Below are 23,806 nucleotides of genomic sequence, written 5' to 3'. Positions count from 1 at the left end.
CTGTAAAGTATCCTAATTAAGTCGGGAGACGACGAGTGCGAGCCGGTAGCCCGCGGATGCTGCGCGAGATCAACGATCGCGCCGCCATCGAGGTCCTCCTCCGGGAAGGCCCGCTGACCCGCGCCGAACTCGAACTCGCCATCGGTCTGTCCAAGCCCGCCACCGCGCAGCTCATCACCCGGCTCGAACTGGACACCCTCGTCGTCAAAGCCGGTGTCCGGGGTGGCGGCCGAGGTCCTCGGGCTCAGCTCTGGGCCGCCAACGGCAGCCTCGCCTTCGTCGCCGCCGTCGATCTCACGCCGCACGTCGCGGACTTCGTCGTCGCCGATGTCGCCGGGGTCGTGCTCGCCGAACACCGCACCCCGCTGCCCGTGCACGCCGGTGCCGACGTCGTCGGAACCTTCGGCGAAGCTCTCAAAACGGTCGCCGAAGCGGCCGGGATCAACAGAGAAGACCTGGCCCACGTCGTGATCGGCGCGCAGGGGGCGTTCGATCCGCGGACCGGCCTGCTCTCCTCCGCCCCGCACATCCCCGGCTGGCTCGGCTTCGACGTCCCGCAGAAGCTCTCCGACGAGCTCGGCGTCGACGTCCTCATCGAGAACGACGTCAACCTCGTCGCCGTCGAGGAGATGAGCGTCGGGCAGGCCCAGGACGTCGACGACTTCGTCATGGTCTGGCTGTCCGAAGGCGTCGGCGGCGCCGTCGTCATCGGGCGCCGGCTGCTGCGCGGGGCCACCGGCGGCGGGGGCGAGATCGACTGGATGCGCGTGCCCGATCCGGCCACTGTGGACACCGGGGACGTCTGGCCCGAAGCCGGCGCCCGGTTCGGCAACCTCGTCGACTCGCCCGCCATCTGCCGGCTCGCCGCCGCGCACGGCATCCAGGCCGCGACCGCTTGGGAAGCGGTCGAGAAAGCCGGGAAAAGCCCGTTCCTCCACGATCTGGCGAGAAGGGTCGCCGGCGGTGTCGCCAACCTCGTCGCCATCGCCGACCCGCAGCTCGTGCTCCTCTGCGGCGACACCAGCCGCGCCGGTGGCGAGGACTTCGCCGCGCTGGTGCAGGAAAAGCTCCACGAACTGGTCCTGCCGCGCACGCCCGTCGGCTGCGCTTCCGTGCAGGGCAACGCCGTTCGCGCCGGCGCGCTGCAGTCCGCGCTGGCCACCGCCCGTGAGGACGTCTTCGGCGTCGTCACCCCCACGCTCCTCGGGTCGCGCAGGTCCGAGGCCGGCAGCACCCGTCCCCAACCGAGTAGCAGCCCCAACCGATGAGGAGGAGGGCCATGCCCCCTACCACCCGGACCCGCCGTGGCGCCCTGTTAGCGGCCGCCGCCGCGGCGTCCGTCCTGCTGACGAGCGCCTGTTCCGGCGCCGCCGCGCCGAGCGGCGGTGGTGACGCGGCGGCCGCGCCCGGCAAGGACGACAAGATCACGATCACCGTGTACTCGAAGTTCACCGACCGCGAGTACGGCGTGGTCACCGCGGGCCTGAACAAGCTCAAGGCGAAGTTCCCGAACATCGAGATCAAGCACGAGGGCAACCAGGACGACGACAAGCTCACGCAGTCGATCCGCGGCGGCAACCCGCCCGACGTCGCGATCTCGTTCTACACCGACAACCTCGGTGCCTGGTGCTCCACCGGCAGCTTCCAGGACCTCAAGCCCTACATCGACCGCGACAAGATCGACCTGAACCAGATCCCCGACGCGGTCCGCAGCTACACCGAGTACCAGGGCAAGCGGTGCGCCATGCCGATGCTCGCCGACGTCTACGGCTTCTACTACAACAAGGACATGTTCGCGGCGAAGGGCGTCACCTCGCCGCCGAAGACCACGGACGAGCTGCTCGAAGACGCCAAGAAGCTGACCGAGTACAACGCGGACGGCTCGATCAAGGTCGCCGGCTTCCTGCCGTCGATGCCGTTCTACGCCAACCAGGCCCAGTACTGGGCGCCGAACTTCGGCGCGCCGTTCCTCGGCCCGGACGGCAAGTCGGACCTCGCCACCAACCCCGGCTGGAAGGCGATGTTCGAGTTCCAGCAGAAGCTGATCGACGCGCTCGGCGGCCACGACAAGGTCGAGAAGTTCAAGGCCGGTCTCGGTGACGAGTACTCCGCCGACAACGGCTTCCAGAAGGGCAAGCTGGCGATGATCTACGACGGTGAGTTCCGCACCGCGTTCATCAAGGACCAGGCGCCGACCCTGAACTACGCCACCGCGCCCGCCCCGGTGCTCACCACCATGGCGGACAAGTACGGCAGTGCCTTCACCACCGGCACGATCATCGCGATCCCCAAGGGCGCCAAGAACCCCGGCGCCGCGTGGGAGCTGATCAAGCAGGTCACCCTGGACACCGACACCCTGGTGGACATGGCCAACGGCCTGAAGAACGTGCCCAGCACGAAGGCCTCGCTGACGTCGCCGCGCCTCGACCTGCAGCCGCAGTTCAAGACGTTCCTCGACATATACGACAGCGGCAAGCTCGTGTCGAACCAGACCACGCCGATCGGTGACGCGCACCTCAAGGCGGTCAACGACTTCGCCGAGAAGTGGCAGGCCGGCTCGATCCCCGACCTGACCGCTGGCTTGCAGAAGGTCGACGCGCAGATCAACGACGAACTGAAGCAGAAGGGCGCGGGCGGATGACCTCCACCCTCGCGGAAAAGGCTTCCCCGTCCGCGCCGGCAACGGCGCGGGCGGGGGCCCGCCGGGCCAAGCGCCGCCGGACCGTCTTCTTCTTCATGGCCCCGGCGCTCGTCGGGTTCCTGGTCTTCTTCGGCTACCCGCTGATCGCCACGGTCTACTACTCCTTCACCAAGTACGACCTGATCAACCCGCCGCAGTTCATCGGGTTCGACAACTACGTCCGGATGTTCACCACCGAGCCGCTCGTCGGCACGGCCGCGTACAACACGCTGTGGCTGGTGGTCATCCTGACGACGTGCCGGGTGCTGTTCTCCCTCGGCATCGCGTCGGTGATCTCCCGGCTCAAGTCGGGGGTCGGCCTGGTCCGCACGCTCTGCTACCTGCCGACGCTCGCTCCGCCCGCGGCGGCGACGCTGGCGTTCGTCTTCGTGTTCAACCCCGAATTCGGTCCGGTGAACCGGTTCCTGCGGCTCATCGGCATCGACGGCGGGCTCTGGTTCAACAGCCCGGCCATGTCGAAGCCCGCGCTGACGCTGCTCGCGCTGTGGGGCTCCGGCGAGCTGATGATCATCATCCTGGCCGCGCTGCTGGACGTCCCGACCGAGCAATACGAAGCCGCGGAGCTCGACGGCGCCGGCCCGGTCCGCCGGTTCTGGCACGTCACGCTGCCGTCGATTTCGCCGGTGCTGCTGTTCGGCGTGGTCAACTCGATCATCTACGCGCTGCAGTTCTTCACGCAGGCGATCGTGGCGGCTTCCGCGTCCGCGGGCACCGCCGACGTCGCCGGCAACTCGAAACTCATCGGCGCGCCACAGAACTCGACGCTGACGTACCCGATCTGGCTGTACGTACAGGGTTTCCGGTACTTCAACATGGGCTACGCGGCGGCTATGGCCGTGCTGTTGTTCATCGTCAGCGCGGGGTTCACCTGGATTCTCGTGCGGCAGCTGCGTAAATCCCAGCACCAGGAGGAGGGGGCATGACCGCACTGGCCGAAGCGCCGCAGAAACCGGCGGGCGTGCCGCCCAAGGTGCGGTTCAAGCGGACCTGGGACCGGCGGCTGTCCTGGATCGCGCTGCACGCGACCGGGATCGCCCTCGGCGTGATCTTCACGCTGCCGCTGCTGTTCGTGTTCCTCACCGCGGTGATGAAGAGCGACCAGGCGATGACGGCCAGCCTGTGGCCGAGCGAATGGCACTTCGAGAACTTCGTGACGGTGTTCAAGAAGGCGCCGCTGCTCGAGTACTTCGGCAACAGCCTGCTGTACTCGGCGCTGGCGACGGCGGGCGCGCTGCTCTCGGCGATCCCGGCCGCCTACGGGCTGGCGAAGCTGCGGTGGCGCGGGCAGAACCTGTTCTTCATGCTGACCGTGGCCGCGATGCTGCTGCCGCCGCAGGTCACCATCGTGCCGCTGTACGACCTGTGGGTCCGGATGGGCCTCACCGGCACGCTGGTCCCGCTGATCGTGCCGTACTTCTTCTTCGACGCGTTCTCGATCTTCCTGTTGCGCCAGTTCTTCCTCACCATTCCGAAGGACTACATCGAAGCGGCGAAGATCGACGGCTGCAACGAGTTCCAGGCGATGGTCCGGGTGCTGATCCCGATGGCCAAGCCGGGGATCGCGGCCACCGCGATGTTCTGCTTCCTGTTCACCTGGAACGACTACTTCGGACCGCTGCTCTACACCGGCGAGAACCAGGACCACTGGCCGCTTTCGCTGGCCATCGCCTCCTTCCGCGGCATGCACCACGTCGAGTGGAACATGACGATGGCCGCCACCGCGCTGATCATGGCGCCGGTGATCGTGCTGTTCGTGTTCGCGCAGAAGTCGTTCGTCAAGGGCATCACATTCACGGGAGTCAAGGGATGAAGCTGGCAGTCGTCGGTGGCGGGTCCACCTACACGCCGGAGCTGATCGACGGGATCGCCGGGCGCCGGTCCACTTTGGACGTCGACGAGATCGTGCTGGTCGACCCGGACGCCTACCGCGTCGAGGCGGTCGGCGGGTTCAGCCAGCGCATCCTCGACCACGCCGGCCACCCGGCGCGCGTGCGGACCACGCAGTCGCTGGAAGAGGGCGTCGACGGCGCGTCGGCGGTGCTGATCCAGCTGCGCGTCGGCGGGCAGCGAGCCCGGCGCTCCGACGAGACGTTCCCGCACGCCTGCGGGTGCGTCGGCCAGGAGACGACCGGTGCGGGCGGGCTGGCGAAGGCGCTGCGCACGGTGCCGGTGGTGCTCGACATCGCCGACCGCGTTCGCAAGATCGCGGGCGACGACACGTGGATCGTCAACTTCACCAACCCGGTCGGCATCGTCACGCGCGCCCTGCTCAACGAGGGTCACCGCGCGGTCGGGCTGTGCAACGTCGCCATCAACCTGCAGCGCCAGTTCGGGAAGCTGCTCGGCGTCGGCGCGGACGACGTCAAGCTCGTCCACACCGGACTGAACCACCTGAGCTGGGAGCGCGGCGCGCTCGTCGACGGCGTCGACCGGCTGCCCGAGCTGCTGGAGCAGCACTTGGACTACCTGTCCAATGAGGTCAGTGTGCCGGAGAAGTGGTTGCGGCGGATGAACGTCGTGCCGTCGTACTACCTGAAGTACTTCTACGCGCACGACGAGCAGGTCACCAAGCAGCGCACCGAGCGCCCGCGCGCGGACGTCGTCTCCGACGTCGAGGAAGAGCTGCTGAAGATCTACCTCGACCCGGAGCAGAACACCAAGCCGGAGTCCCTCGAAAAGCGCGGCGGGGCGTACTACTCGGAGGCGGCGGTGCAGCTGGTGCACGCGCTGACCGCGGGCGGGCCGGCCGAGGAGCACGTGGTCAACGTCCGCAACGACGGGACTTTCCCGTTCCTGCCGGACGACGCCGTCATCGAAGCGCGGTCCACTGTGGACTCTTCTGGCGCCACCCCGATCCCGCAGGCGCCGGTGGAGCCGCAGTTCTCCGGCCTCATCGCGGCGACGACGGCGTACGAGTTCCTCGCGCTGGAGGTGGCGGTCAAGGGCGGCCGCGACCGCGTGGCGGACGCGCTGCTGGCGCACCCGCTGGTCGGCCAGTACACGAAGGCCGACACGCTGGCCGATTCGCTCGTGCAGATCAACCGCGAGTACCTGCCCTGGGCGCGCGGATGAGGCCCGCTGTCATCGCGATCGACGGCGGCAACAGCAAGACCGAGGTCCTGGTGATCTCGGACGACGGTGTCGTGCTGGGGAAGTCGAGAGGCCCCGGCGCGTCGCCGCAGAACATCGGCGTCGCGGCCTGCGTCACGGCGCTGGAAGGCCTGGTCCTGGAGGCGTACCCGGACTTCGGGGACAAGCCGTTCGCGGTGCACACGTCCGCGTACCTGGCCGGGCTGGACTTCCCGCGCGAGGAGGAAGCGCTGCACGCGGCGCTGTCCGCGCGCGGGTGGAGCGACACCCTGACGGTCGGCAACGACACCCTCGCGCTGCTCCGGGCGGGCAGCGCGGGGGTGGGTGTCGCGGTCGTGTGCGGCGCGGGGATCAACGGCGCCGGTGTCGGCCCGGACGGCCGCGTCCATCGCTTTCCCGCGCTGGGCAAGATTTCCGGCGACTGGGGTGGCGGCTACCGGCTCGGCGAAGAGGCGCTGTGGTGGGCCGTGCGCGCCGAGGACGGCCGCGGCCCGCGGACCGCGTTGATGCCCGCGGTGGCGGCGTTCTTCGGCAAGCCGACGCTGCTGGACGTCGTGCAGGGCCTGCACTTCGAGGAGATCGACGCGGCGTCGATCCACGGCCTGTGCCCGCTGCTGTTCGAGGTCGCCGCGGCCGGCGACGAGGTCGCGCAGGAGATCGTCACGCGGTTCGTCGAGGAGGTCAGCGTGTTCGCGGCGGTGATCCTCCGCGAGCTGGACCTGACCGAGGACGCCCCGGAAATCGTGCTGGGCGGCGGTGTCCTGACCGGGATCGGCGCGCCGGTGATCGCGGAGATCGAAAAGCGGTGCCTGAAGGTGGCGCCGCGCGCGGTGGTCCGCGTCGTCGACGTGAACCCGGTGGTGGGAGCGGCGTTGTTCGGACTCGACACGCTGGGCGCTTCGGAGGCCGCGAAGGCGGCCTTGAAGGCGGCGACCCAGCGCGTCTGAAGACCCTGGCGGAGCCCGTCCCGAAGCGGCGCGGGACGGGCTCCGTCAGACCCCCCTACGGCACCAGGATTTCGCCGGTCTCCAGCAGGGACTTGAGGTCCGAGAGCACCCAGGTCCAGCCGCCGCCGGCGTTCTCGCCCGGGCCGGCGTTGATGTCCTCGTTGTCCCCGCCGACCATCGCGGCGGTGAGCGGCGCACCGGTGACGTCGTGGGTGACGGTCAGTCTGGTGCCGGCCGTCTTCGTCGCCTCGATGTCGTAGGTGAGCGTGGTGTAGGGCTCGGCGCCCATTTCTCCGTCGCCCATCAGCAGTTTCCAGGTGATGACGAGCCTGCGCGGCGGGTCGACCTCGAGGACTTCGCCGTCGACGAGGTCCCCGGTGTACCCGGCGTCGATGAACTCCTGCGTCGGGCGGGTCCGGTGCTTGCCGCCGACCTTGAGGTCGAAGTCGGCGAGGCCGGTGTAGCCGTACTTCCGCGTCCACTCGGGCTTGGTGATGGCTTCCCAGATGCGCTCGGGGGTGGCCTTGATGTAGACGCGGTGGACCTGCACGGTGGTCGTCATGGTTCTTCGCCTTCCAGTTCGTTCTTGAGGTCGAGCAGGGCGGTGACGTGGCGTTCGGTGTACTTGTCGATCCACCGGTCGTGGATCTGCCGGATCGGCACGGGGTTGAGGAAGTGGAGTTTTTCCCGGCCTTCCTTCCGCGTGACGACGAGCCCGGCTTCTTCGAGGAGCTTCAGGTGCTTCATGACGCCGAAGCGGGTCATCTCGACCTGGGTTTCCAGCTCGGTGAGCGTGCGGCCGTCACGCTCGAAGAGCAGGTCGAGCAGGAACCGGCGGGTCGGATCCGCCAGCGCCTTGAACACCAGGTCGTCGTCGGGCACGTCAGCGATGATAGGTGACCAAAAGGTCACATGTCAACGAGTGAAAAAGGCCGCCACCCGCGGTGGGTGGCGGCCTTCGTCCGCAGCTAGACGATCAGGGAGAGGGGAAGGATCAGCGCGATCGCCACCACCGAAATCAGCGTCTCCATCACCGACCAGCTCTTCAGCGTCTGCCCGACCGACAGCCCGAAGTACTCCTTGACCAGCCAGAACCCGGCGTCGTTGACGTGCGAGAAGAACAGCGACCCGGCGCCGATCGCGAGCACCAGCAGTGCGCTGTGCGACGGGTCCATCGTCGCCGCCAGCGGGGCGACGATGCCCGCCGCCGAGACCGTCGCGACCGTGGCCGAGCCCGTCGCCAGGCGGATCGCCACCGCGACCAGCCAGCCGAGCAGGAGCGGCGACAGGTTCGCGTCCTTGGCCAGGCCCGTGATGACGTCGCCGACGCCCGCGTCCACCAGCGTCTGCTTGAAGCCGCCGCCCGCGCCGACGATCAGGATGATGCCCGCGATCGGGCCCAGCGAGTCGGCGAGCACAGTGGACAGTCGCGCCCGATCCAAACCGGCCGGGCGGCCCAAAAGGACCATGCCGACGAGCACCGCCGCCAGTAGCGCGATCAGCGGGTCACCGACGAAGTCGAGGATCTTGCGAGCGCCGTTGTCCTTGGCCAGCAGGATGTCCGAGAGCGCTTTCGCGAGCATGAGCACGACCGGCAGGAGCACTGTCGTGAGCGTCGCGGCGAAGCTCGGGCGCGGCTTGTCCGTGTCGGCGCGCTCCGGGATCAAGCGCTCCGGCGGTGTCGCGTCCGGGACGAGCCGGGCCGCGACCTTGCCGAACAGCGGGCCCGCGATGACCAGCGTCGGGATGCCGACGAGCAGGCCGAACGCCAGCGTGACGCCGACGTTCGCGTTCAGCGCGCCCGCCGCGGCGAGCGGACCCGGGTGCGGCGGGACCAGGCCGTGCAGCACCGAAAGCCCGGCGACCGCCGGAATTCCGAGCAGCATCAACGGTTTTCCGGTGCGCTTGGCCGCGAGCAGCACGACCGGGATGAGCATGACGAGCCCGATCTCGAAGAACATCGGCAGCCCGATCAGCGCGGCGACCAGTGCCATCGCCCACGGCAGCGCGGCGCCGCGCGCCTTGCCGAGGACGGTGTCGACGATCTGGTCGGCGCCGCCGGAGTCGGCCAGCAGCTTGCCGAGCATCGCGCCGAGGGCGATCAGGATGCCGACGGACGCGACCGTGCTGCCGACGCCATTCGTGAAGCTCTTCAGCAGCTTGTCGACCGGCATCCCGGCGGTCAGGCCGAGCACGAGCGAGCCGAGCACCAGCGACAGGAACGGGTGCAGCTTCACCTTCGTGATCAGCACGACGATGACGGCGATCGCGACGACCGTCGCGATGATCAGGCGGGTGTCGTGGCCGGTCCAGCCGGCGGCGAGGACGGTGTTCACGCGTGCTCCCGGAAGGCGGTGAGGGCGGCTTCGGTGATCTCGGCCGGCGTTTCGCGGATGTCGAAGACCGCGCCGGGCTCGTCCGCTTCGAGGGGTTCCAGGTCGGCGAGCTGGGAGTCCAAAAGGGACACCGGCATGAAGTGGCCCGAGCGCGACTTCATGCGTTCGGCGAGGATTTCGCGGTCGCCGTGCAGGTGGGCGAACCAGACGGCACCGCCGGTTCCGAGCACGTCGCGGTACCGGCGCTTGAGCGCGGACGACGTCACGACGCCGCCGGAGTCCTGGTGGTCGCGGATCCAGCCGGCGATGGCTTCGAGCCAGGGGGCGCGATCCTCGTCGGTCAGGGGGTGGCCCGCGGTCATCTTGTCGATGTTGGCCTGCGGATGGAACGTGTCCGCTTCGGCGTACTCGACGTCCAGTGCGTTCGCGAGCACCGTGCCGATCGTCGTCTTGCCGGAGCCTGACACCCCCATCACCACGATGACGGTCATCCGCACCTCCCACTTCGTTGTGCCCAGGTGAGTCAAACTCAAAAGTACTACTTATTCAAGATGAAGTACTACTTAATCGAGTAAGATCGCTAGGTTGGGTCCGGTGAGGCACGAGCAGGTACTGGACGCGCTGGGCGCGGCGATCGCGAACGGCTCCCTGGAGCCGGGCACCGTGTTGCGCTCCGAAGAGCTTCAGGAGCGCTTCGGTGCTTCGCGGACGGTGGCGCGTGAAGTCGTCCGGGTGCTCGAGACGATGCGGCTGACCAGCAGCAAGCGCCGGGTCGGTGTGATCGTGCGGGAGCCGGCGGAGTGGAACCACTACGACCCGCGGCTGATCCGGTGGCAGCTCGACGGTCCGGCGCGTCCGGCGGCGCTCGCGACGCTGAACGAACTGCGCTCGGCGATCGAGCCGTGCGCGGCGCGGTACGCGGCCCTGCGCGCGACGCCGGAGGAGCGCGGCCGGCTCGGCGCGCTGGGGGAGCGGCTGGCGCGCACGGCCCGGGCGCGCGACCTCACGACGTTCCTCGAGTTCGACATCGCGTTCCACGACCTGCTGCTCACCGCGTCCGGGAACCCGATGTTCGCGCAGCTGTCGGAGATCGTCGCCGAGGTGCTCACCGGCCGGACCGGGCACGGGCTGATGCCGCCGGAACCGCAGCCCGAGGCGGTGGCGTGGCACCTGGAGGTGGCCGCGGCGGTCGCCGCCGGGGAGGCGGACCGGGCGGAGCGGGCGATGCGGGACATCGTCGTCCAGGCGCGCGACGAGATCGCGGCGCTGGTCGAGTAGGGCTTTCCGGACGGCGTTGCCGGGTCGAGTAGCCTCCTCGGGTACTGGAGTTTTCTTCTGCCGGGGGGCACGGGTGAGCGCGGCGCGCGCGATCGGACTGGTGTTGGGCGTGGCGGCCGACGGCGCCCTCGGCGATCCCCGCCGCCGGCTCCCGGTGACGGCGTTCCGCCGCCTCCCGCAGCGTCCGGGTGCGGTGGTCGCGGGCCTCGCGGTGGCGGGCGGCCTCCTGCTCGAACGCGCCGGCCGCGGCCGTCCCCTGGTCCAGGCCTCGGCGACGGCCGTGACGACGTGGGCGGTCCTCGGCGCGGCCGGCCTGGCCCTGCAGGGCACGGAACTGGCCCGCGACCTGGAGGAGTCCCGCTTCGACCCGGCCCGCGCGACACTGTCCGAACTGGACCCCCGCGTGGCCGACGGCCTGGATCTGGTGGGGCTGTCCCGGGCATCGGTGGAGACGGTCGCGGAGAACACGTCGGACGCGGTGGTGGCGCCGCTGGTGTGGGGCGCGGTGGCGGGGGTCCCGGGCCTGCTCGGAGCGCGCACGGTGAGCCTGCTGCGCCGGGCCCGGGTGGGCCGGCGGGGGCATTGGGCGATAGACCGGCTCGACGAGCTGGTCCACCTGGTCCCGACCCGCGTGGCGGCGGGGTTGACGGTGTTGGCGGCCCCGGTGGTCGGCGGATCGGCGGGCGGGGCCTGGCGGGCTTGGCGCCGCGACACGATCGCGCACCCGAGCCCGAACGCGGGCCGCGTCGAGGCGGCCTTCGCGGGGGCGCTGGAGGTTCGTGTTGGCGGGCGGACGGTTTATCCGCACGGGGTGGCGGAGTTGCCGGTGCTGGGGGTCGGGCGGAATCCCGACGCTGGGCATGTGACGCGGGCGGTGGAGTTGTCTCGGGTAGTGGGGTGGCTGGCCGGAGTCACTTCGGTGGTGCTCGCGGTGGTCGCGGGGTTCTGGCGCCGTTCGCGCTGACGTTGTCCACAGGTGGCGGCCGATGTGGACAGCTGCCGCGCTCGGCTCGCTTTCCAGCGGTTTTGTCGGTCGGCGCCGGTAGACTGGCCAAGGGGGACGCCCCCCAGGGAGGGTGGTTTCTAGGGGTGGTTGCAACACCTGAGTGCTCAGGAGTTGCTCCCGGACCGGGAAACGCTGGCGGGCCGAGGCCGCCCAAGCCGCGCTTCCGCCGGAGAACACCAACGGCCGCCGAGCACCTGGACATGGTTGCCGTCGAGCTCAACGACCGCCCGAGAATGACCCTTGGCTGGGACAGCCCAGCCGAACGCATGACACAGTTACTCAACACCAACCACAGCCAGCAGCAGTGTTGCAATGACCGCTAGAAACCGCCGAAGGGCGGGGGCCGTGAGTCTCGTCAGGCTCGCTCTCGCAGCGGCTCGGCCGACGTCCTGAATGACTCATTCAGGACCTCCCAAGCCCTGAATGAGTCATTCACGACATCCGGCGAGCCGGTCATCGGCGGATGGCGGCCTGCCCCGCGACTTTGCCGGAGCCCTGCCTGGGAGTGGCGAGGCCGGCAAAGTCGGCGTTCCGGGGCCGCTGAAGCGAAGCCCGAGTGTCTTGAATGAGTCATTCAGGACCTCCCAAGTCCTGAATGACTCATTCAAGACGTTTGGCGGGACCGTCGGCCGTGCTGCCGCCGACTTCGCCGGAGCCCCCAGGGAAGGGCGGGTTGCCGTGAGTCTCGTCAGGCCCGGCGGCGCAGCTGGGCCAAGGCCTCCGCGTCGAGGCGCCCGTCCCGCTCCGCCAGCCGAGCCCCGATCCGCGACCGGTCCTCGTCGGTCTTGTTACCGCCGAACTTGAACTTCGCCCGTACCCCCGTGATCGTGAACTCGATCCCGCGGATCCCCGGCAGCAACCGCCGATCCGGCGACTCCGGACCAGCGCTCACCCGAGCCCGGGCGCCGTCCGTCTCGAAGTGGCGCAGCTGCTTCTCCAGCAGAGCCGCCTTCGCGACCGGGTCGTCGACCAACCGGACAGACCCCTCCAACTGCACCGTCGCGTAGTACGACGTCGGCACCCCGACCGCCGGATCGCCGGCCGTGTTCCAGTCCGCGCGAATGTACGTGTAGTCGTCGACCACCGTCAGCAGCGCCCGGGGGTGCTCCTCCAACAGCGGCCAGATCGGGTTGGGGCGCGCCAGGTGCGTGATGATCGTGTCGGCGCCGTCGAATGCGAAGTGCGCCGGGGTCACCACCGGCAGGTCGCGGTCCTTGCCGCCGGCGATCAGCTGGCCGAAGTCGTGCGTGGACAGCCAGGCGCGCCACTCCGCGTCCGATGCGGCGTCCCACGGGTGGATCAGCATGACCCCATGTCACCACCCCGAGTGGCCTGGAAGAAGAGCCAATGAGCAGCTACTTCTGATGGCCACTTTCGGCGAGCTCGTCCTCGGCCAGGATCTCCGCGACGGACTTCCGGCGCTGCGTCGGCGCCGCGGACGCGTCCAGCGCTCCACCCGGCTTCAGCTCACGGACGGTGAAGTACAGCCACCCCAGCAGCGCCATCGCGCCGAACGCGATCCACTGCAGCGCGTACGACAGGAACGGCCCGGAGTCCGTCTGCGGCAGCGGCAACGCGCCCAGCACGCCGGGCTGGCCGGTGTCGAGCTGGAAGTACCCCGGCCGGATGTCGAGCTTCCCCGCCCGCGCGACCACCCGCGAGTCGACGACGTAGCTCTGCAGCTGCCCGCCGGTCGACGCGTCGGCGAACGCGTCCCGGTTCTTCGGGTCCGTCTCGTCCGCGCGCACCCGGGCCGTCACGGAAACGGTCCCCGGCGGCGGAGGCGCGTACGGCAGCACGCCGGACTTGCTGTCGAGCCGGACGTACCCGCGGTCGATCAGGACGACCGTCCCGTCGGTGGTCCGCATCGGCGTCAGCACCTCGAAGGCGCCCTCGCCCTGGACCGTCCGCAGCCGCGCGACGACTTCCTTGTCCGCCAGGTACTGGCCGCTGATCGAGACGAGGTGCCACTCGGTGCGCTGGTCGGGCACGCTGCCCGGCGGCAGCAGCCGCGCCAGCGGCAGGGGCGCGGCGGTGAACGACGCCTCCAGCGCGGAGTTCTGCTGCTCGCGTTCGGTGTTGCGGCTGAACTGCCACGGCGAGAGCAGCGTGAAGCAGCAGATGGCGAAGGCGAACACCACCACCGTCAGAGCCAGCCACCCGGGCTTGAGCAGGAACCGCAACCGCACCCCACCACGGTAGGCCGTGCCCCGGTGCGCCCGCCCGCCGACCTCCGCCGGCTGTGACCCCTACCCGCGCGAACGCACCCAATCCAGCAAACCGGGCACCGCGCGTTCGATCATGCCGAGGACGTCCTCGAAGCCGTCGTCACCGCCGTAGTAGGGGTCCGGAACCTCGGCGCCTTCGGGGGCCGACGGGTCGAACGACCGCAGCAGCCGCACCTTCGCCGGATCGCCGACGCGCGCCCGGAGGAACTCGGCGTGGCCCTCGTCGGCGGCCAGCAGCAGGTCGGCACCGAGGTCTTCGTCCGACACCTCGGAGGCGACGTGCGCGGTGGGGTAGCCGTGCGCTTTGAGCGTGGCGCGGGCGCGCTTGTCGGCGGGCTCGCCGGCGTGCCAGGGGCCGATGCCCGCGCTGGTCACGCGGACGTCGCCGATCCCGGACTCGTCGAGCTTCGCGCGGAAGACCAGCTCGGCCATGGGGGAGCGGCAGATGTTGCCGGAGCAGACGAAGACGAGGTGCGTCACTCCGCGAGCGTAACCGGCCGGTTCACCCGGTCACCCGCTCGCTCGGCGGTACCCGGGCCCCCGCGCGGCCACTTAGCGTCGATCGCGCGAGGACGCGAACCGGAAGGAGAGCGATCATGCACGGATGCTGCTCGAAGTGCACCGGTCAGGGCTGCGGCTGCTGCGGCAACTGCAACTGACGCTCCACCGGGCGCTCGCGGCGGCGGCGGTGGACCCGCCGCCGGGGCGCCCCTCGGCGAGGGTGCGGTGGCCGCTCCGGCGCGAAGATCAGCGCGGCAGGCAGGTCGCCGACGTCGCTTCGCCCAGCGCCCGCGCGTGCAGGGCGTCGAACCGGTGGACCACGTCCGCCACCTCCGCCGCCACCAGCTGCCGGGCCGGGCACGACCGCGCGGAACGCACCGGCAGCGTCGCCGCCAGTTCCGTCAGCAGTCCCGAGTTCAGCCGGTCGATCACCGGGCGGATCTCGCCCAGGTCGGGCCGGGTCGACGGCACCTCCGACGGGTGCGCGTCCCAGCGCGCGTACCACCCGCGCTGCACCAGCTTGTTCGCCTCGATCTGGGCGCGGAAGAACCGCACCGCGTCCGCCGGGTCCAGGCCCAGCGCCGGCGCCTGCGCCGACACCGAGTCGTAGATCTGCTGCTCGCGCACCGGGTCGTCGATCGGGGACGGCGTGCCGTACTTCGCCGCCGCCACCTGGTCGGCGATCGCCACGCGCTGCGCGGCGAGGTCGGTGAGCCGCCAGAGACCAGGCGCCGAAGCCGAAGCCGGAACCGAAGCCAGGACCAGGCCCGACACCACCGCGATGAGCACAGCCAGTACTCGCATGGCCCGGGACCGTACATGCGAAGATCCCCCGGTGCCCGCGCTTTCCGAAATCACCACCGTCCTGGAGCAGGCGTACCCGCCCGCGCTCGCCGAGTCGTGGGACGCCGTCGGCCTCGTCTGCGGCGACCCCGGCGAGCCCGTCACGCGCGTGCTCTTCTGCGTCGACCCGGTCGCCGAAACCGTCGACGAGGCCGCCGCGCTCGGCGCGCAGCTGATCGTCGCCCACCACCCGCTGCTGCTGCGCGGCGTGCACGGCGTCCCGGCCGACACCGCCAAGGGCGCGCTCGTGCACCGCATGATCCGCGGAGGCATCGCCCTCTTCTGCGCGCACACCAACGCCGACTCGGCCGACCCCGGCGTGTCCGACGCCCTCGCGGAGGCGATCGGGCTGCGCGTCACCGGCCCGCTCGAACCCAACGAAGACGGCGTCACCGGCATCGGCCGCCTCGGCGAGCTGCCCGCGGCCGAGCCGTTCTCGCGGTTCGTCCAGCGCGTCGCCGACGCCCTCCCGGCGACCGTGCCCGGTGTCCTCGGTGCCGGCGACGCCGACCGCCCGATCCGCACCGTCGCCGTCTCCGGCGGCGCCGGGGACTCCTACCTGAAGCAGGCCACCGCGGCCGGGGTCGACGCCTTCGTCACCGCCGACCTGCGCCATCACCCCGCCGGCGAGCACCTCGCGAACCCGGGCGCCGTGCCCGCGCTGGTCGGGCTGACCCACTGGGCGTCCGAATGGCCCTGGTGCGGGCAAGCCTCGGCGCTCGTGGCGGAAGCGTTTGCGGGTAACGTCGACGTTCACGTCTCCACGCGGTGCACCGACCCGTGGAACGTCCGCGCCGAGCGCACATCGATCTAAGAGGAGCACCGTGAAGGCCGAACCCGCCGTGCAGCGCAAGTTGCTCGAGCTCGCCAAGGTGGACGCCGAGCTCTCGCGCACCGCGCACCGCCGCCGCACCCTGCCCGAGCTGGCCGAGATCGACGCGGGGGAGAAGACGGCCCGCGAGCGCCGCGACGCGCTCGTGTCCGTGGAGACCGCCGCCTCCGACCTCGACCGCGAGATCGCGCGGCAGGAGAAGGAGATCGAGTCGGTGCGCGCCCGCGAGGACCGCGACCGCAAGCTCCTGGCGTCCGGGTCGGTCAACTCCAAGCAGATGACCGACATCGAGCACGAGCTGCAGACCCTGCAGCGCCGCCAGAGCGCGCTCGAAGACGACCTGCTGGAGCTGATGGAGCAGCGCGAGGCCCTCGGCCTGGACGCGCAGCGCACCGGCGCCGAGGTCGACAAGGCCGAGGCCGAGGTCGCCGCCGCGACCGCCCGCCGCGACGAGGCGTTCAAGGACCTGGACACCACCCGCGCGCGGCGCGACGAAGACCGCGCGAAGCTGCTGCCGCGCTTCCCGGAGCCGCTGCTCAAGCTGTACGAGCGCGTCCGCGAGCACAAGGGCATCGGCGCCGCGCTGCTGCGCGCCCGTCGCTGCGGCGCGTGCCAGCTGGAGATGGACCGCAACACGATCGCCGAGATCAAGGCCGCGCCGGAGGACGACGTCATCCAGTGCGAAAACTGCGGCGCGGTGCTGGTCCGGACCATGGAGTCGGGTCTGTGACGTCGCACGTCGTCATCGAGGCGGACGGCGGTTCCCGCGGCAACCCGGGCCCGGCCGGCTACGGCGCCGTCGTCAAGGACAGCGACGGCGAGGTCCTCGCCGAGCGCAAGGAAAGCCTGGGCGTCGTCACCAACAACGTCGCCGAGTACAACGGCCTGATCGCCGGCCTGGCCGCGGCGGCCGAGCTGGGTGCGTCCACTGTGGACGTCCGGATGGACTCGAAGCTCGTGGTGGAGCAGATGTCCGGGCGCTGGAAGATCAAGCACCCGGACATGCAGCCGCTCGCCGAGCGCGCCAAGGAGCTGGCCGCCGGCTTCTCGCGCGTGAAGTACGAGTGGATCCCGCGGGCGCAGAACTCCCACGCCGACCGGCTCGCCAACGAGGCGATGGACGCGGCCGCCGGCAAGCCGGCCGCGTCGCTGGGACAAGCCGGGACTTCGTCCCGGGCCGGGGGCTCCGCCACCCGGACCCCCGAAGGAACGCCGAAGCCGAAGCTGCCGACCCGCAAACCCGACCGCGCGACGGTCGCCTGGACCGGTGCGCAGGGCACGCCGACCCGGCTGCTCCTGCTGCGCCACGGCCAGACGGAGATGTCGGCGCTGCGCCGCTACTCCGGCCGCGGCGACGTCCCGCTGACCGAGCTGGGCCGGTCGCAGGCCGCCGCGGCGGCGAAGCGGCTGGCCGCGATGGACGGCCTGGTCGTCGACGGCGAGGCAGTCCCGATCATCTCCTCGCCGCTCACGCGCACGAAGCAGACCGCGCAGGCCGTCGCCGACGCGCTCGGCGGCCGCGTCGAGACCCACCCCGGCCTCATCGAGACCGACTTCGGCGACTGGGAGGGCCTGACGTTCGCCGAAGCGGCCGACCGCGACCCGGAACTGCACTCCTCGTGGCTCGGCGACGCCGCGGTGCCGCCGCCCGGCGGGGAGAGCTTCGACGTCGTCCACCGGCGCGTCCGCAAGGCCCGCGACGAGCTGATCGCCGAGCACGGCGGCAAGACGTTGCTGCTGGTCAGCCACGTGACGCCGATCAAGACGCTGCTCCGGATGGGCCTCGACGCGGGCCCGCAGCTGCTGTTCCGGCTGCACCTCGACCTGGCGTCGCTGTCGATCGTCGAGTTCTACCCGGACGGGAACGCTTCGGTCCGGCTGGTCAACGACACCTCGCACCTGGCCTGATCGGCACAAATGTGGGGTGGATCACGCTCAATGCCGACGCGTGGCGGACCCCGGATGGGGTATTGGCTACAGTGTCTCGACCGCGTCGCCGCGGTGGCGGATCCACTGATGGGTCCACTTCAGGGGGCGCCAGCTCGCGCGTATCCCACCGGCAGAAGCCTGCGGGCGGAACAGTGACGAGGACATGACGGCTAGCGCACTCACCGAGACCTCCCCGAGCGACGTCCCCGAGGACCCCGCGCCCGCGACCACGAAGCGGGGTTGGGGTGCGCGGCTCGCGCCGGTGCTGGCCGTGCTCGCCGGCGTCGCGGCGGTCGCCGCCCACGCCACCCGCTACGGCCACTGGATCGTCGACGACGCCGCCATCACGTTCTCCTACGCCCGCAGCTTCGCCGACGGCCTCGGCCCGGTGCTGCAGCCGGGCGCCCCGCCGGTCGAGGGCTTCTCCGACCCGACGTGGATGGTGCTGCTCGGCCTCGGCAAGCTCGTCGGCCTCTTCGACCACGGCGCGATCTTCGGCATCCCCGACTACGTGCTGTTCCCGAAGGCGCTGGGCCTGCTGTTCACCGGCGGCATCCTGACCGCGTGCTACATCGCGGCGAAGCAGATCTTCACGCGCTTCGCGTGGCTGGCCACGCTGATCGCCGGCCTGACGCTGGCGACGATCCCGTCGTTCGTCATCTGGGTCGTGTCCGGCCTGGAGAACTCGCTGTTCGCGTTCGCCGTTGTCACGCTCGCGGTGACGCTGTTCGTGGCGGTGCGCAACGACCGGCTGCTGACCCCGAAGGTCGCGCTGTGGGCGGGCGTGATGGTCGCGTTCGCGGCGCTGACCCGCCCGGAAGGCCTGATCTACGCGGGCGCGTACCCGCTGGCGGCGCTCTTCCTGCTGCGCGGCGGCCTGTTCTGGAAGAGCTTCCGCCTGGCGCTGCTGTCGGTGGCGGCGTTCGCGGTGCCGTTCGGCGCGTACGTCGTCTGGCGGCACGCGGAGTTCGGGCGGCTGCTGGCCAACCCGTCGGTGGCCAAGCAGCAGGGCCTGCCCGGGTTCGACGCGGTGAAGCGGCCCTTCGAGCTGGCGGGCTACGCGGGCTGGGCCGGCGTGGTCCTGCTGGCGCTGGTGATCGTGTTCGCGCTGGTCAAGGCGCCGTGGCGGCGTTCGCTGATCGCGCTGCTGGTGCCGTTGGGGCTGGGGATCGTCGCGTACGGCGTGATGGTCGCCGACTGGATGTACCAGCACCGGTTCGCCAGCCCGATCTGGGCGCTGGCGGTCATCGCGGGCACGCTCTCGGCGGGCGAGCTGCTCAAGCACCGGCGGGCGTTGCTGCGGGCCGGGATCGTGGTGGTGCTGGTGGCGGCGTTCGTGCCGTCGGCGGTCGGGTTCGCGGCCGCGGCGGACAAGTTCGCGAAGAACCCGAACATCACGGCGTGCCTGGTGGCCGACCGGTTCGGCCGCGGGTTCAACACGTACGCGGACATCCTGGGCCTCCAGAAGGCGTCGCTGCTGCTGCCGGACCTCGGCGGTTCGTCGATGACGAGCCGGCTCGAGCTGGTGGACATGGCGGGCCTGGTCAACAAGCCGATCGCGGACCTGGTCCACGACAACGACCTGGCTGGCCTGCGCGACTACGTGTTCGACACGGTCAAGCCGACGTTCATCCACTCGTGGGGCCCGTGGGCGGCGGGGAACGGGATCGCGCTGGACCCGCGGTTGGACCGCGACTACGTGCTGATCTACTCGTCGCCGATCGAGGGGCTGCGCAACGGCGACTGGGTGCGTCGCGACGCGGTGACGGACCCGGCGAAGCTGAAGGCGGCGCAGGAGTACGCGGCGAAGACGATCCCGGCGGTGGCGGCGGACCGGTTCGGCGGCCCGCTGGACGACTGCGGCGCGACGATGAAGCCGGGCCAGACGATCACGATGCCCAGCTGAGCCCGAGCCACAACGCCCCGGTCGCCGCGGCCAGGCACAGGGGCGTGGTGATCGCCCCGAGGGCGTGGAACGTCTTCGCCGACGGGTGGCCGGGGAGCGTGCGGCGCCACAACAGCGTGGCCAGTGAGCCCAGGTAGCTCGCGTTCGGGCCGATGTTGACGCCCAGCAGCACCGCCAGCAGGATGCCCGGCGCCGGGTGCGGGCCCAGGACCGACAGCAGGATCAGCGTCGCCGGGAGGTTGTTGACCAGGTTGGCCAGCAGCGCCGCCACCCCGGCCGCGAGCAGCAGGTCCACCAGGCCGGTGGACGTCGGCAGGACGTCGAGCAGCAGGCCGCCGAGCAGGTGCTCCGAGACCGCCTCGACCACCACCGCCAGGCCCAGCACGAACAGGCACAGCTGCGGCGCGGCCTCCGTCACCAGCTGCCACGGCTTGATCTTGCCCATCGCGAGCGCGCGGGTGCCTAGGACCAGGGCCGCGAGTGCCGCGATCCACACCGGCTCGACGTGGCCGAGCGGGCCCAGCGCGAACCCCACCAGTGTCAGGCCGAGGATGACCAGGGAGAACACCGGCGGGTCCAGGTGCTGTTCGGGCTCGGCGGTCTCGCGCGGGCGCAGGTCCGCGGCGAAGAAACGCAGGAACACCACCAGCTCGATGGCGATCGTGACCAGCCACGGCAACGCCATCGCCGCGGTGAACCCGGCGAAGGTCAGCCCGGACGCGCCGAACGCCAGCAGGTTCGTCAGGTTCGACACCGGCAGCAGCGTCGAGGCCGAGTTCGCCAGGTGCGCGCAGGCGTAGACGTGCGGTCTCGCCGGCAGGCGCAGGCTCGTCGCCGTCGCCAGGACGACCGGGGTGAGCAGGACGACGGTGGCGTCCAGGCTGAGGATCGCGGTGACCCCGGCCGCCGCCGCGAAGGTGAGGACGAGCAACCGGCGCGGCTTGCCGTGGCAGGCTTCGGCCAGCCGGTTGCCGAGCCAGGTGAAGACGCCGTCCACACTGGCCAAAAAGGACACGAGGAGGATGGCGGCGAGAAAGCCCAGCGTCGGCAGGATCTCGACGGCCCGGCTCCCGGCGGCTTCCGGCCGGACGAGCCCGAGCAGGAGCGCGAGGCCGGCGGCGGGCACCGCGGCGACGGCTTCGGGCCAGCCGCGGGGACGCACGATGGCGAAGACCAGCACGCCGACCAGCAGCGCCAGGCTGCCCGCCCCGGCCCAGAAGTTCACGCACCCACGCTAATCGACGCGCGGCGCGGGCCGGCCGGGGGCGCCCCCGTTTTCCACGCTACCGGAAGGCACCGACAATTCCGCTCGCCGAGTCCACATCGGACTGATCGTGAGCCGGCGGTGAACTTCGCTTGGCCGCGCAAAGCAACGCCGCCGGGGGCGGTCAACGCGCGTCCACGCGGTGGGAACTCACCCGCCGCGCTGTGACTTCGCCAGCGCGCCACCGAGTTCCGCGCGGCCGGGGATGCCGAGCTTGCGGTACGCACCGGACAGGTGCAGCTCCACCGTTCGCCGCGTGAGGTGCAGTGCCGTCGCGATCTCGCGGTTCGTCAGCCCTTGCGCGGCCATCACGGCGATGCGGTTCTCCTGCCGCGTCAAGCCGTGCTCGTTGTCCTTCGCCGGGGTCAGCGCCCGCCGCGCCGAGCGCAGTTCCTCCGCCGCGCGGCGGGCCAGCGGACGCGCGCCGCAGTGCTCGCTCAGCTCGACGGCCGGCCGCAGCGTCTCGATGGCCTTCTCGGACTGGCCGTGGCGCGCCTGCAGCGTGCCCAGTTCCGTCAGCGCCGTCGCCAGCTGCAGCCGGGCCGGCGACGAGCGCAGCGTCGTGATCGCCTTCGTCAGCGCGCGCTCGGCTTCGTCGTCCTCGCGGACGAGCCCCAGCGTCGTCAACGCCGTGCCCAGCGGCCGCGCCGCGCCCCACCGCGCCGAGGCGTTCATGTCCTCTTCGGCCAGCCGGGCCGCGTCGTCGGCCTGGCCCAGCGCCAACGCCGCCCGCGCCGCGTGCGCGCGCCACGGCACGAAACCCGGGAACCGCATGCCGTGGTGGGCGAGCCGGCGCCCGCAGCTGAGCAGGTCCTCGAACCCGAACCGCGTGTACCCGGTCGCGACGCGCAGGCGGCCGCGCGCGTACAGGAGGTACGTGTGGGTGAACAGGCCCTGGCTCGCGACGAAGTCCATCCGGTCCAGCAGCGACGTCGCCGCCTCGAACCGGCCCAGGTCCACCCAGCATTCGACGAGCTTGGCCGCGCACAGCACGCCGACCGGGCACGTCGTCGTCCCGCCGCGCTCGTCGAAGCGCCGCAGCAGCGACTCGAAGTGGACGCTCGCCCGCTGCAGGTCGCCGCTGGCCTGCAGCGCGATCCCGCGGGCCAGGGTGGGGAGCGCGCCGTGCGGGATGTGCACGTCCCACGGCTCGCGCTCGACGTCGAGGACCCGGCACAGCCGGTCGACGTGCGCGGGCTCGTCCGCGAGCACCGACGTCGCCAGCGTGAAGAAGTAGTGCTGCTCGAACAGCTCGCCGTCGTCGCCGGTCAACGCGTCCGCGAAGTGCCCGACGGCGTCCTGCGCGGACTCGCCGCTGCGGACCGCGTCGAGCGCCAGCAGTGCCGAGCGGCTGCGCTGCGCGGCCGGGTCGGTCAGCGGGGCCCACTGCTCCTCGAAGTCGCGGAACTCCGGCGGCGGGCCGAGCCGGCTGCCGGCCTCGGCGAGGTAGGTCATGCACAGCAGCGGCCAGACGGCGTCCGGCCCGCCCGCGTCGAGCCGCGCCGCGATCTGGCCCGCCGCGCTGATCGCCAGCCGCGCGTCCTGGCCGCCGCAGAGCGACAGCAGCATCGCCGACGCGATGAACGCGGCCGTGTCGCGGTTGCCGATCGTGTCGACGGCCTCCCGGACGCGCTGCGCCGCGGCGGGCGGGTCGACCTGGAACTCCGCGTGCGCCAGCTGCAGCAGCACGGCCACCCGGCGCCCCGACGTCAGCCGCTCCTCCAGCGCCCGCCGCAGGTACCGCGCGCCCAGCTCGGACCGGCCGGAGAACACGGCGTTGCGCGCGCTCAGCCGCAGCACGTCCACGCCCCACGGGATCCGGATCGACGTCGCGTCGAGCAGGTGCGCGGCGACGCGCTCGGCGGGCGCGCCGGCCTCCGACAGCAGCTTCGCCGCCCGCGCGTGGTTGACCGCGCGCGTGGTCTTCGGCATGTCCTTGAGGACGGAGTTGCGGACGAACGGGTAGGTCAGCGTCGGGGAGTTGCTGTTGTTCAGCACGTGCAGGCGGACCATCGTGTCGATCGCCTGCAGCGCGTCGGACTCGTCGACGCCGGCGAGCTGCGCCAGCAGGTCGAAACCGGCGTCCTCGCCGAGGATGGCGGCGGCCTGCAGGATCGCCGGCGCGTGCGGGAACTCCTCCATCCGCGTGTGGAGGACCTGCCCGATCAGCGACGAGCCGAGCTCCTGCGGATCGGCGCCCGGCAGCAGCCGCGGCCGCAGCGCCTGCAGCAGGTACGGGTTGCCGCCGGTCGCCTCGCGGCACGCGGTCGCGAGCTCGCCTTGGGCGAGGCCGAGGATCTCGGCCGCGCCCGCGTCGCCGAGGCCGTTGAGGGTGATCGTCGCCGGCGTGCAGCCCGCCATCTCCAGCAGCGCGACCTCGCGGTGCGGCGGGTGGCCGATCAAGGACGTCAGTATGATCAACACCGGCAGGTCGAGCACGCGGTGGCGGATGTAGGCGAGGCACCGCATCGACCAGGCGTCGGCGAGGTGGACGTTGTCGATGCCGAGGAACAGCGGACCCCGCTCGGTCGCTTCGCGGACGATCCGGAAGAAGAGGTCGAGGGCCTCGCTCTCGCCGGCCGGCCCGCACAGGTCCTTGACGGGCGGCCGCGGCGTGCCGGGCTCGTCCAGCGCGTCGGCCAGCTGGCGGGCGACCCCGCCGGGCAGGTGGCTCTCCAGCCGCGACCCGGTGGCGATCGCGACGGTGAAGCCGGCGTCCGCGGCCAGCGCGGCGGTGGTGTGCAGCGTGGCGCTCTTGCCCATGCCGAACTCGCCGACCAGCACGGCGCTCGCGGCCGTGCCGTCGAGCGCGACGGGGAACAGGCTGGTCAGGCGGCCGATCTCGGGCTCGCGGCCGGGGAGCCGCGGGGCGGGGCGCTTCGGTACCGAAGCCCCGCTGACGGGGTGCTCGGGATTTACTTCGGTATCCACCGTAAGGACTTTCA

The 23,806-nt window shown here is 71.1% G+C and carries 22 protein-coding genes; 12 read left to right on the top strand and 10 right to left on the bottom strand.

From position 1 onward, the window contains the following. Window positions 1-56: 56 nt before the first annotated feature. Genes ACIQWX_RS49565 through ACIQWX_RS49540 form a run of 6 tightly spaced genes read left to right on the top strand, consistent with a single transcriptional unit; the run spans window position 57 to window position 6,738 of the window. Window positions 57-1,268, top strand: coding sequence for an ROK family protein (locus ACIQWX_RS49565; RefSeq protein ID WP_400887096.1), 1,212 nt, complete (start codon window positions 57-59; stop codon window positions 1,266-1,268). 11 nt (window positions 1,269-1,279) lie between these two features. Further along, window positions 1,280-2,641 (top strand): extracellular solute-binding protein, encoded by a 1,362-nt coding sequence (locus ACIQWX_RS49560; RefSeq protein ID WP_400887050.1) that lies wholly within the window; start codon window positions 1,280-1,282, stop codon window positions 2,639-2,641. Continuing rightward, a complete protein-coding gene (locus tag ACIQWX_RS49555) occupies window positions 2,638-3,624 on the top strand; it encodes a carbohydrate ABC transporter permease (RefSeq protein ID WP_400887049.1) in 987 nt (328 codons plus the stop codon). The genes ACIQWX_RS49560 and ACIQWX_RS49555 overlap by 4 nt, the downstream gene beginning before the upstream one ends. Further along, complete coding sequence (locus ACIQWX_RS49550) at window positions 3,621-4,511, top strand: carbohydrate ABC transporter permease (RefSeq protein ID WP_400887047.1); 891 nt, start codon at window positions 3,621-3,623, stop codon at window positions 4,509-4,511. The genes ACIQWX_RS49555 and ACIQWX_RS49550 overlap by 4 nt, the downstream gene beginning before the upstream one ends. Next, window positions 4,508-5,773: a 6-phospho-beta-glucosidase gene (locus tag ACIQWX_RS49545; protein WP_400887046.1), complete on the top strand. Its 1,266-nt coding sequence runs from the start codon at window positions 4,508-4,510 to the stop codon at window positions 5,771-5,773. The genes ACIQWX_RS49550 and ACIQWX_RS49545 overlap by 4 nt, the downstream gene beginning before the upstream one ends. After that, window positions 5,770-6,738, top strand: coding sequence for an N-acetylglucosamine kinase (locus tag ACIQWX_RS49540; protein WP_400887044.1), 969 nt, complete (start codon window positions 5,770-5,772; stop codon window positions 6,736-6,738). The genes ACIQWX_RS49545 and ACIQWX_RS49540 overlap by 4 nt, the downstream gene beginning before the upstream one ends. Window positions 6,739-6,793: 55 nt before the next feature. Here the strand turns inward: ACIQWX_RS49540 and ACIQWX_RS49535 are convergent, their stop codons facing one another. The 4 genes from ACIQWX_RS49535 to ACIQWX_RS49520 form a co-directional block, all read right to left on the bottom strand. Beyond that, on the bottom strand, window positions 6,794-7,300 hold the full coding sequence (locus ACIQWX_RS49535; RefSeq protein WP_400887041.1) for an SRPBCC domain-containing protein: 507 nt from the start codon (window positions 7,298-7,300) through the stop codon (window positions 6,794-6,796). Then, window positions 7,297-7,620, bottom strand: a complete 324-nt coding sequence (locus ACIQWX_RS49530; protein ID WP_400887039.1) for an ArsR/SmtB family transcription factor — start codon at window positions 7,618-7,620, stop codon at window positions 7,297-7,299. Before ACIQWX_RS49530 ends, ACIQWX_RS49535 begins: the two co-directional genes overlap by 4 nt. 86 nt (window positions 7,621-7,706) lie before the next feature. Continuing rightward, the gene (locus ACIQWX_RS49525; protein WP_400887037.1) at window positions 7,707-9,074 is read right to left on the bottom strand and encodes a gluconate:H+ symporter; all 1,368 of its coding nucleotides are present in this window, start codon (window positions 9,072-9,074) and stop codon (window positions 7,707-7,709) included. Continuing rightward, the gene (locus tag ACIQWX_RS49520) at window positions 9,071-9,565 is read right to left on the bottom strand and encodes a gluconokinase (RefSeq protein ID WP_400887035.1); all 495 of its coding nucleotides are present in this window, start codon (window positions 9,563-9,565) and stop codon (window positions 9,071-9,073) included. The genes ACIQWX_RS49525 and ACIQWX_RS49520 overlap by 4 nt, the downstream gene beginning before the upstream one ends. Before the next feature lie 103 nt (window positions 9,566-9,668). Between ACIQWX_RS49520 and ACIQWX_RS49515 the strand changes: the two genes are divergently transcribed. Both ACIQWX_RS49515 and ACIQWX_RS49510 read left to right on the top strand, forming a co-directional pair. After that, window positions 9,669-10,352 (top strand): FadR/GntR family transcriptional regulator, encoded by a 684-nt coding sequence (locus tag ACIQWX_RS49515; protein WP_400887033.1) that lies wholly within the window; start codon window positions 9,669-9,671, stop codon window positions 10,350-10,352. A 73-nt stretch (window positions 10,353-10,425) separates the two neighbouring features. Further along, a complete protein-coding gene (locus ACIQWX_RS49510) occupies window positions 10,426-11,316 on the top strand; it encodes a cobalamin biosynthesis protein (RefSeq protein ID WP_400887030.1) in 891 nt (296 codons plus the stop codon). A gap of 730 nt (window positions 11,317-12,046) precedes the next feature. Here the strand turns inward: ACIQWX_RS49510 and ACIQWX_RS49505 are convergent. From ACIQWX_RS49505 to ACIQWX_RS49490, 4 genes are all read right to left on the bottom strand, one after another. After that, complete coding sequence (locus ACIQWX_RS49505) at window positions 12,047-12,664, bottom strand: FMN-binding negative transcriptional regulator (RefSeq protein ID WP_400887028.1); 618 nt, start codon at window positions 12,662-12,664, stop codon at window positions 12,047-12,049. A 49-nt stretch (window positions 12,665-12,713) separates the two neighbouring features. Next, window positions 12,714-13,547, bottom strand: a complete 834-nt coding sequence (locus ACIQWX_RS49500; RefSeq protein ID WP_400887027.1) for an SURF1 family protein — start codon at window positions 13,545-13,547, stop codon at window positions 12,714-12,716. Window positions 13,548-13,607: 60 nt separating this feature from the next. Then, window positions 13,608-14,066, bottom strand: coding sequence for a low molecular weight protein-tyrosine-phosphatase (locus ACIQWX_RS49495; protein WP_400887025.1), 459 nt, complete (start codon window positions 14,064-14,066; stop codon window positions 13,608-13,610). A 267-nt stretch (window positions 14,067-14,333) separates the two neighbouring features. Further along, the gene (locus ACIQWX_RS49490) at window positions 14,334-14,891 is read right to left on the bottom strand and encodes a chorismate mutase (RefSeq protein WP_400887023.1); all 558 of its coding nucleotides are present in this window, start codon (window positions 14,889-14,891) and stop codon (window positions 14,334-14,336) included. Window positions 14,892-14,922: 31 nt separating this feature from the next. Here ACIQWX_RS49490 and ACIQWX_RS49485 point away from each other — a divergent pair, with 31 nt between their 5' ends. The 4 genes from ACIQWX_RS49485 (at window position 14,923) to ACIQWX_RS49470 (ending at window position 19,597) form a co-directional block, all read left to right on the top strand. Beyond that, window positions 14,923-15,744 (top strand): Nif3-like dinuclear metal center hexameric protein, encoded by an 822-nt coding sequence (locus tag ACIQWX_RS49485; RefSeq protein ID WP_400887021.1) that lies wholly within the window; start codon window positions 14,923-14,925, stop codon window positions 15,742-15,744. Window positions 15,745-15,754: 10 nt separating this feature from the next. Next, window positions 15,755-16,492, top strand: coding sequence for a zinc ribbon domain-containing protein (locus ACIQWX_RS49480; protein ID WP_400887018.1), 738 nt, complete (start codon window positions 15,755-15,757; stop codon window positions 16,490-16,492). Next, window positions 16,489-17,670: a bifunctional RNase H/acid phosphatase gene (locus ACIQWX_RS49475; RefSeq protein WP_400887016.1), complete on the top strand. Its 1,182-nt coding sequence runs from the start codon at window positions 16,489-16,491 to the stop codon at window positions 17,668-17,670. The genes ACIQWX_RS49480 and ACIQWX_RS49475 overlap by 4 nt, the downstream gene beginning before the upstream one ends. Before the next feature lie 184 nt (window positions 17,671-17,854). Beyond that, a complete protein-coding gene (locus tag ACIQWX_RS49470) occupies window positions 17,855-19,597 on the top strand; it encodes a hypothetical protein (protein ID WP_400887014.1) in 1,743 nt (580 codons plus the stop codon). Here ACIQWX_RS49470 and ACIQWX_RS49465 read toward each other — a convergent pair. After that, complete coding sequence (locus ACIQWX_RS49465; protein WP_400887011.1) at window positions 19,581-20,822, bottom strand: SLC13 family permease; 1,242 nt, start codon at window positions 20,820-20,822, stop codon at window positions 19,581-19,583. The two genes, ACIQWX_RS49470 and ACIQWX_RS49465, sit on opposite strands and share 17 nt — an antisense overlap. Window positions 20,823-21,011: 189 nt before the next feature. Then, window positions 21,012-23,792 (bottom strand): AAA family ATPase, encoded by a 2,781-nt coding sequence (locus ACIQWX_RS49460; RefSeq protein ID WP_400887009.1) that lies wholly within the window; start codon window positions 23,790-23,792, stop codon window positions 21,012-21,014. Window positions 23,793-23,806: the final 14 nt, after the last annotated feature.

Origin of the sequence: Amycolatopsis sp. NPDC098790, assembly GCF_044759945.1 — a bacterium.
In the GTDB taxonomy this organism is placed as follows: domain Bacteria; phylum Actinomycetota; class Actinomycetes; order Mycobacteriales; family Pseudonocardiaceae; genus Amycolatopsis.
The sequence above is the reverse complement of the archived record's forward strand: the minus strand, read 5'-3'. Positions and strand labels throughout refer to the sequence as shown.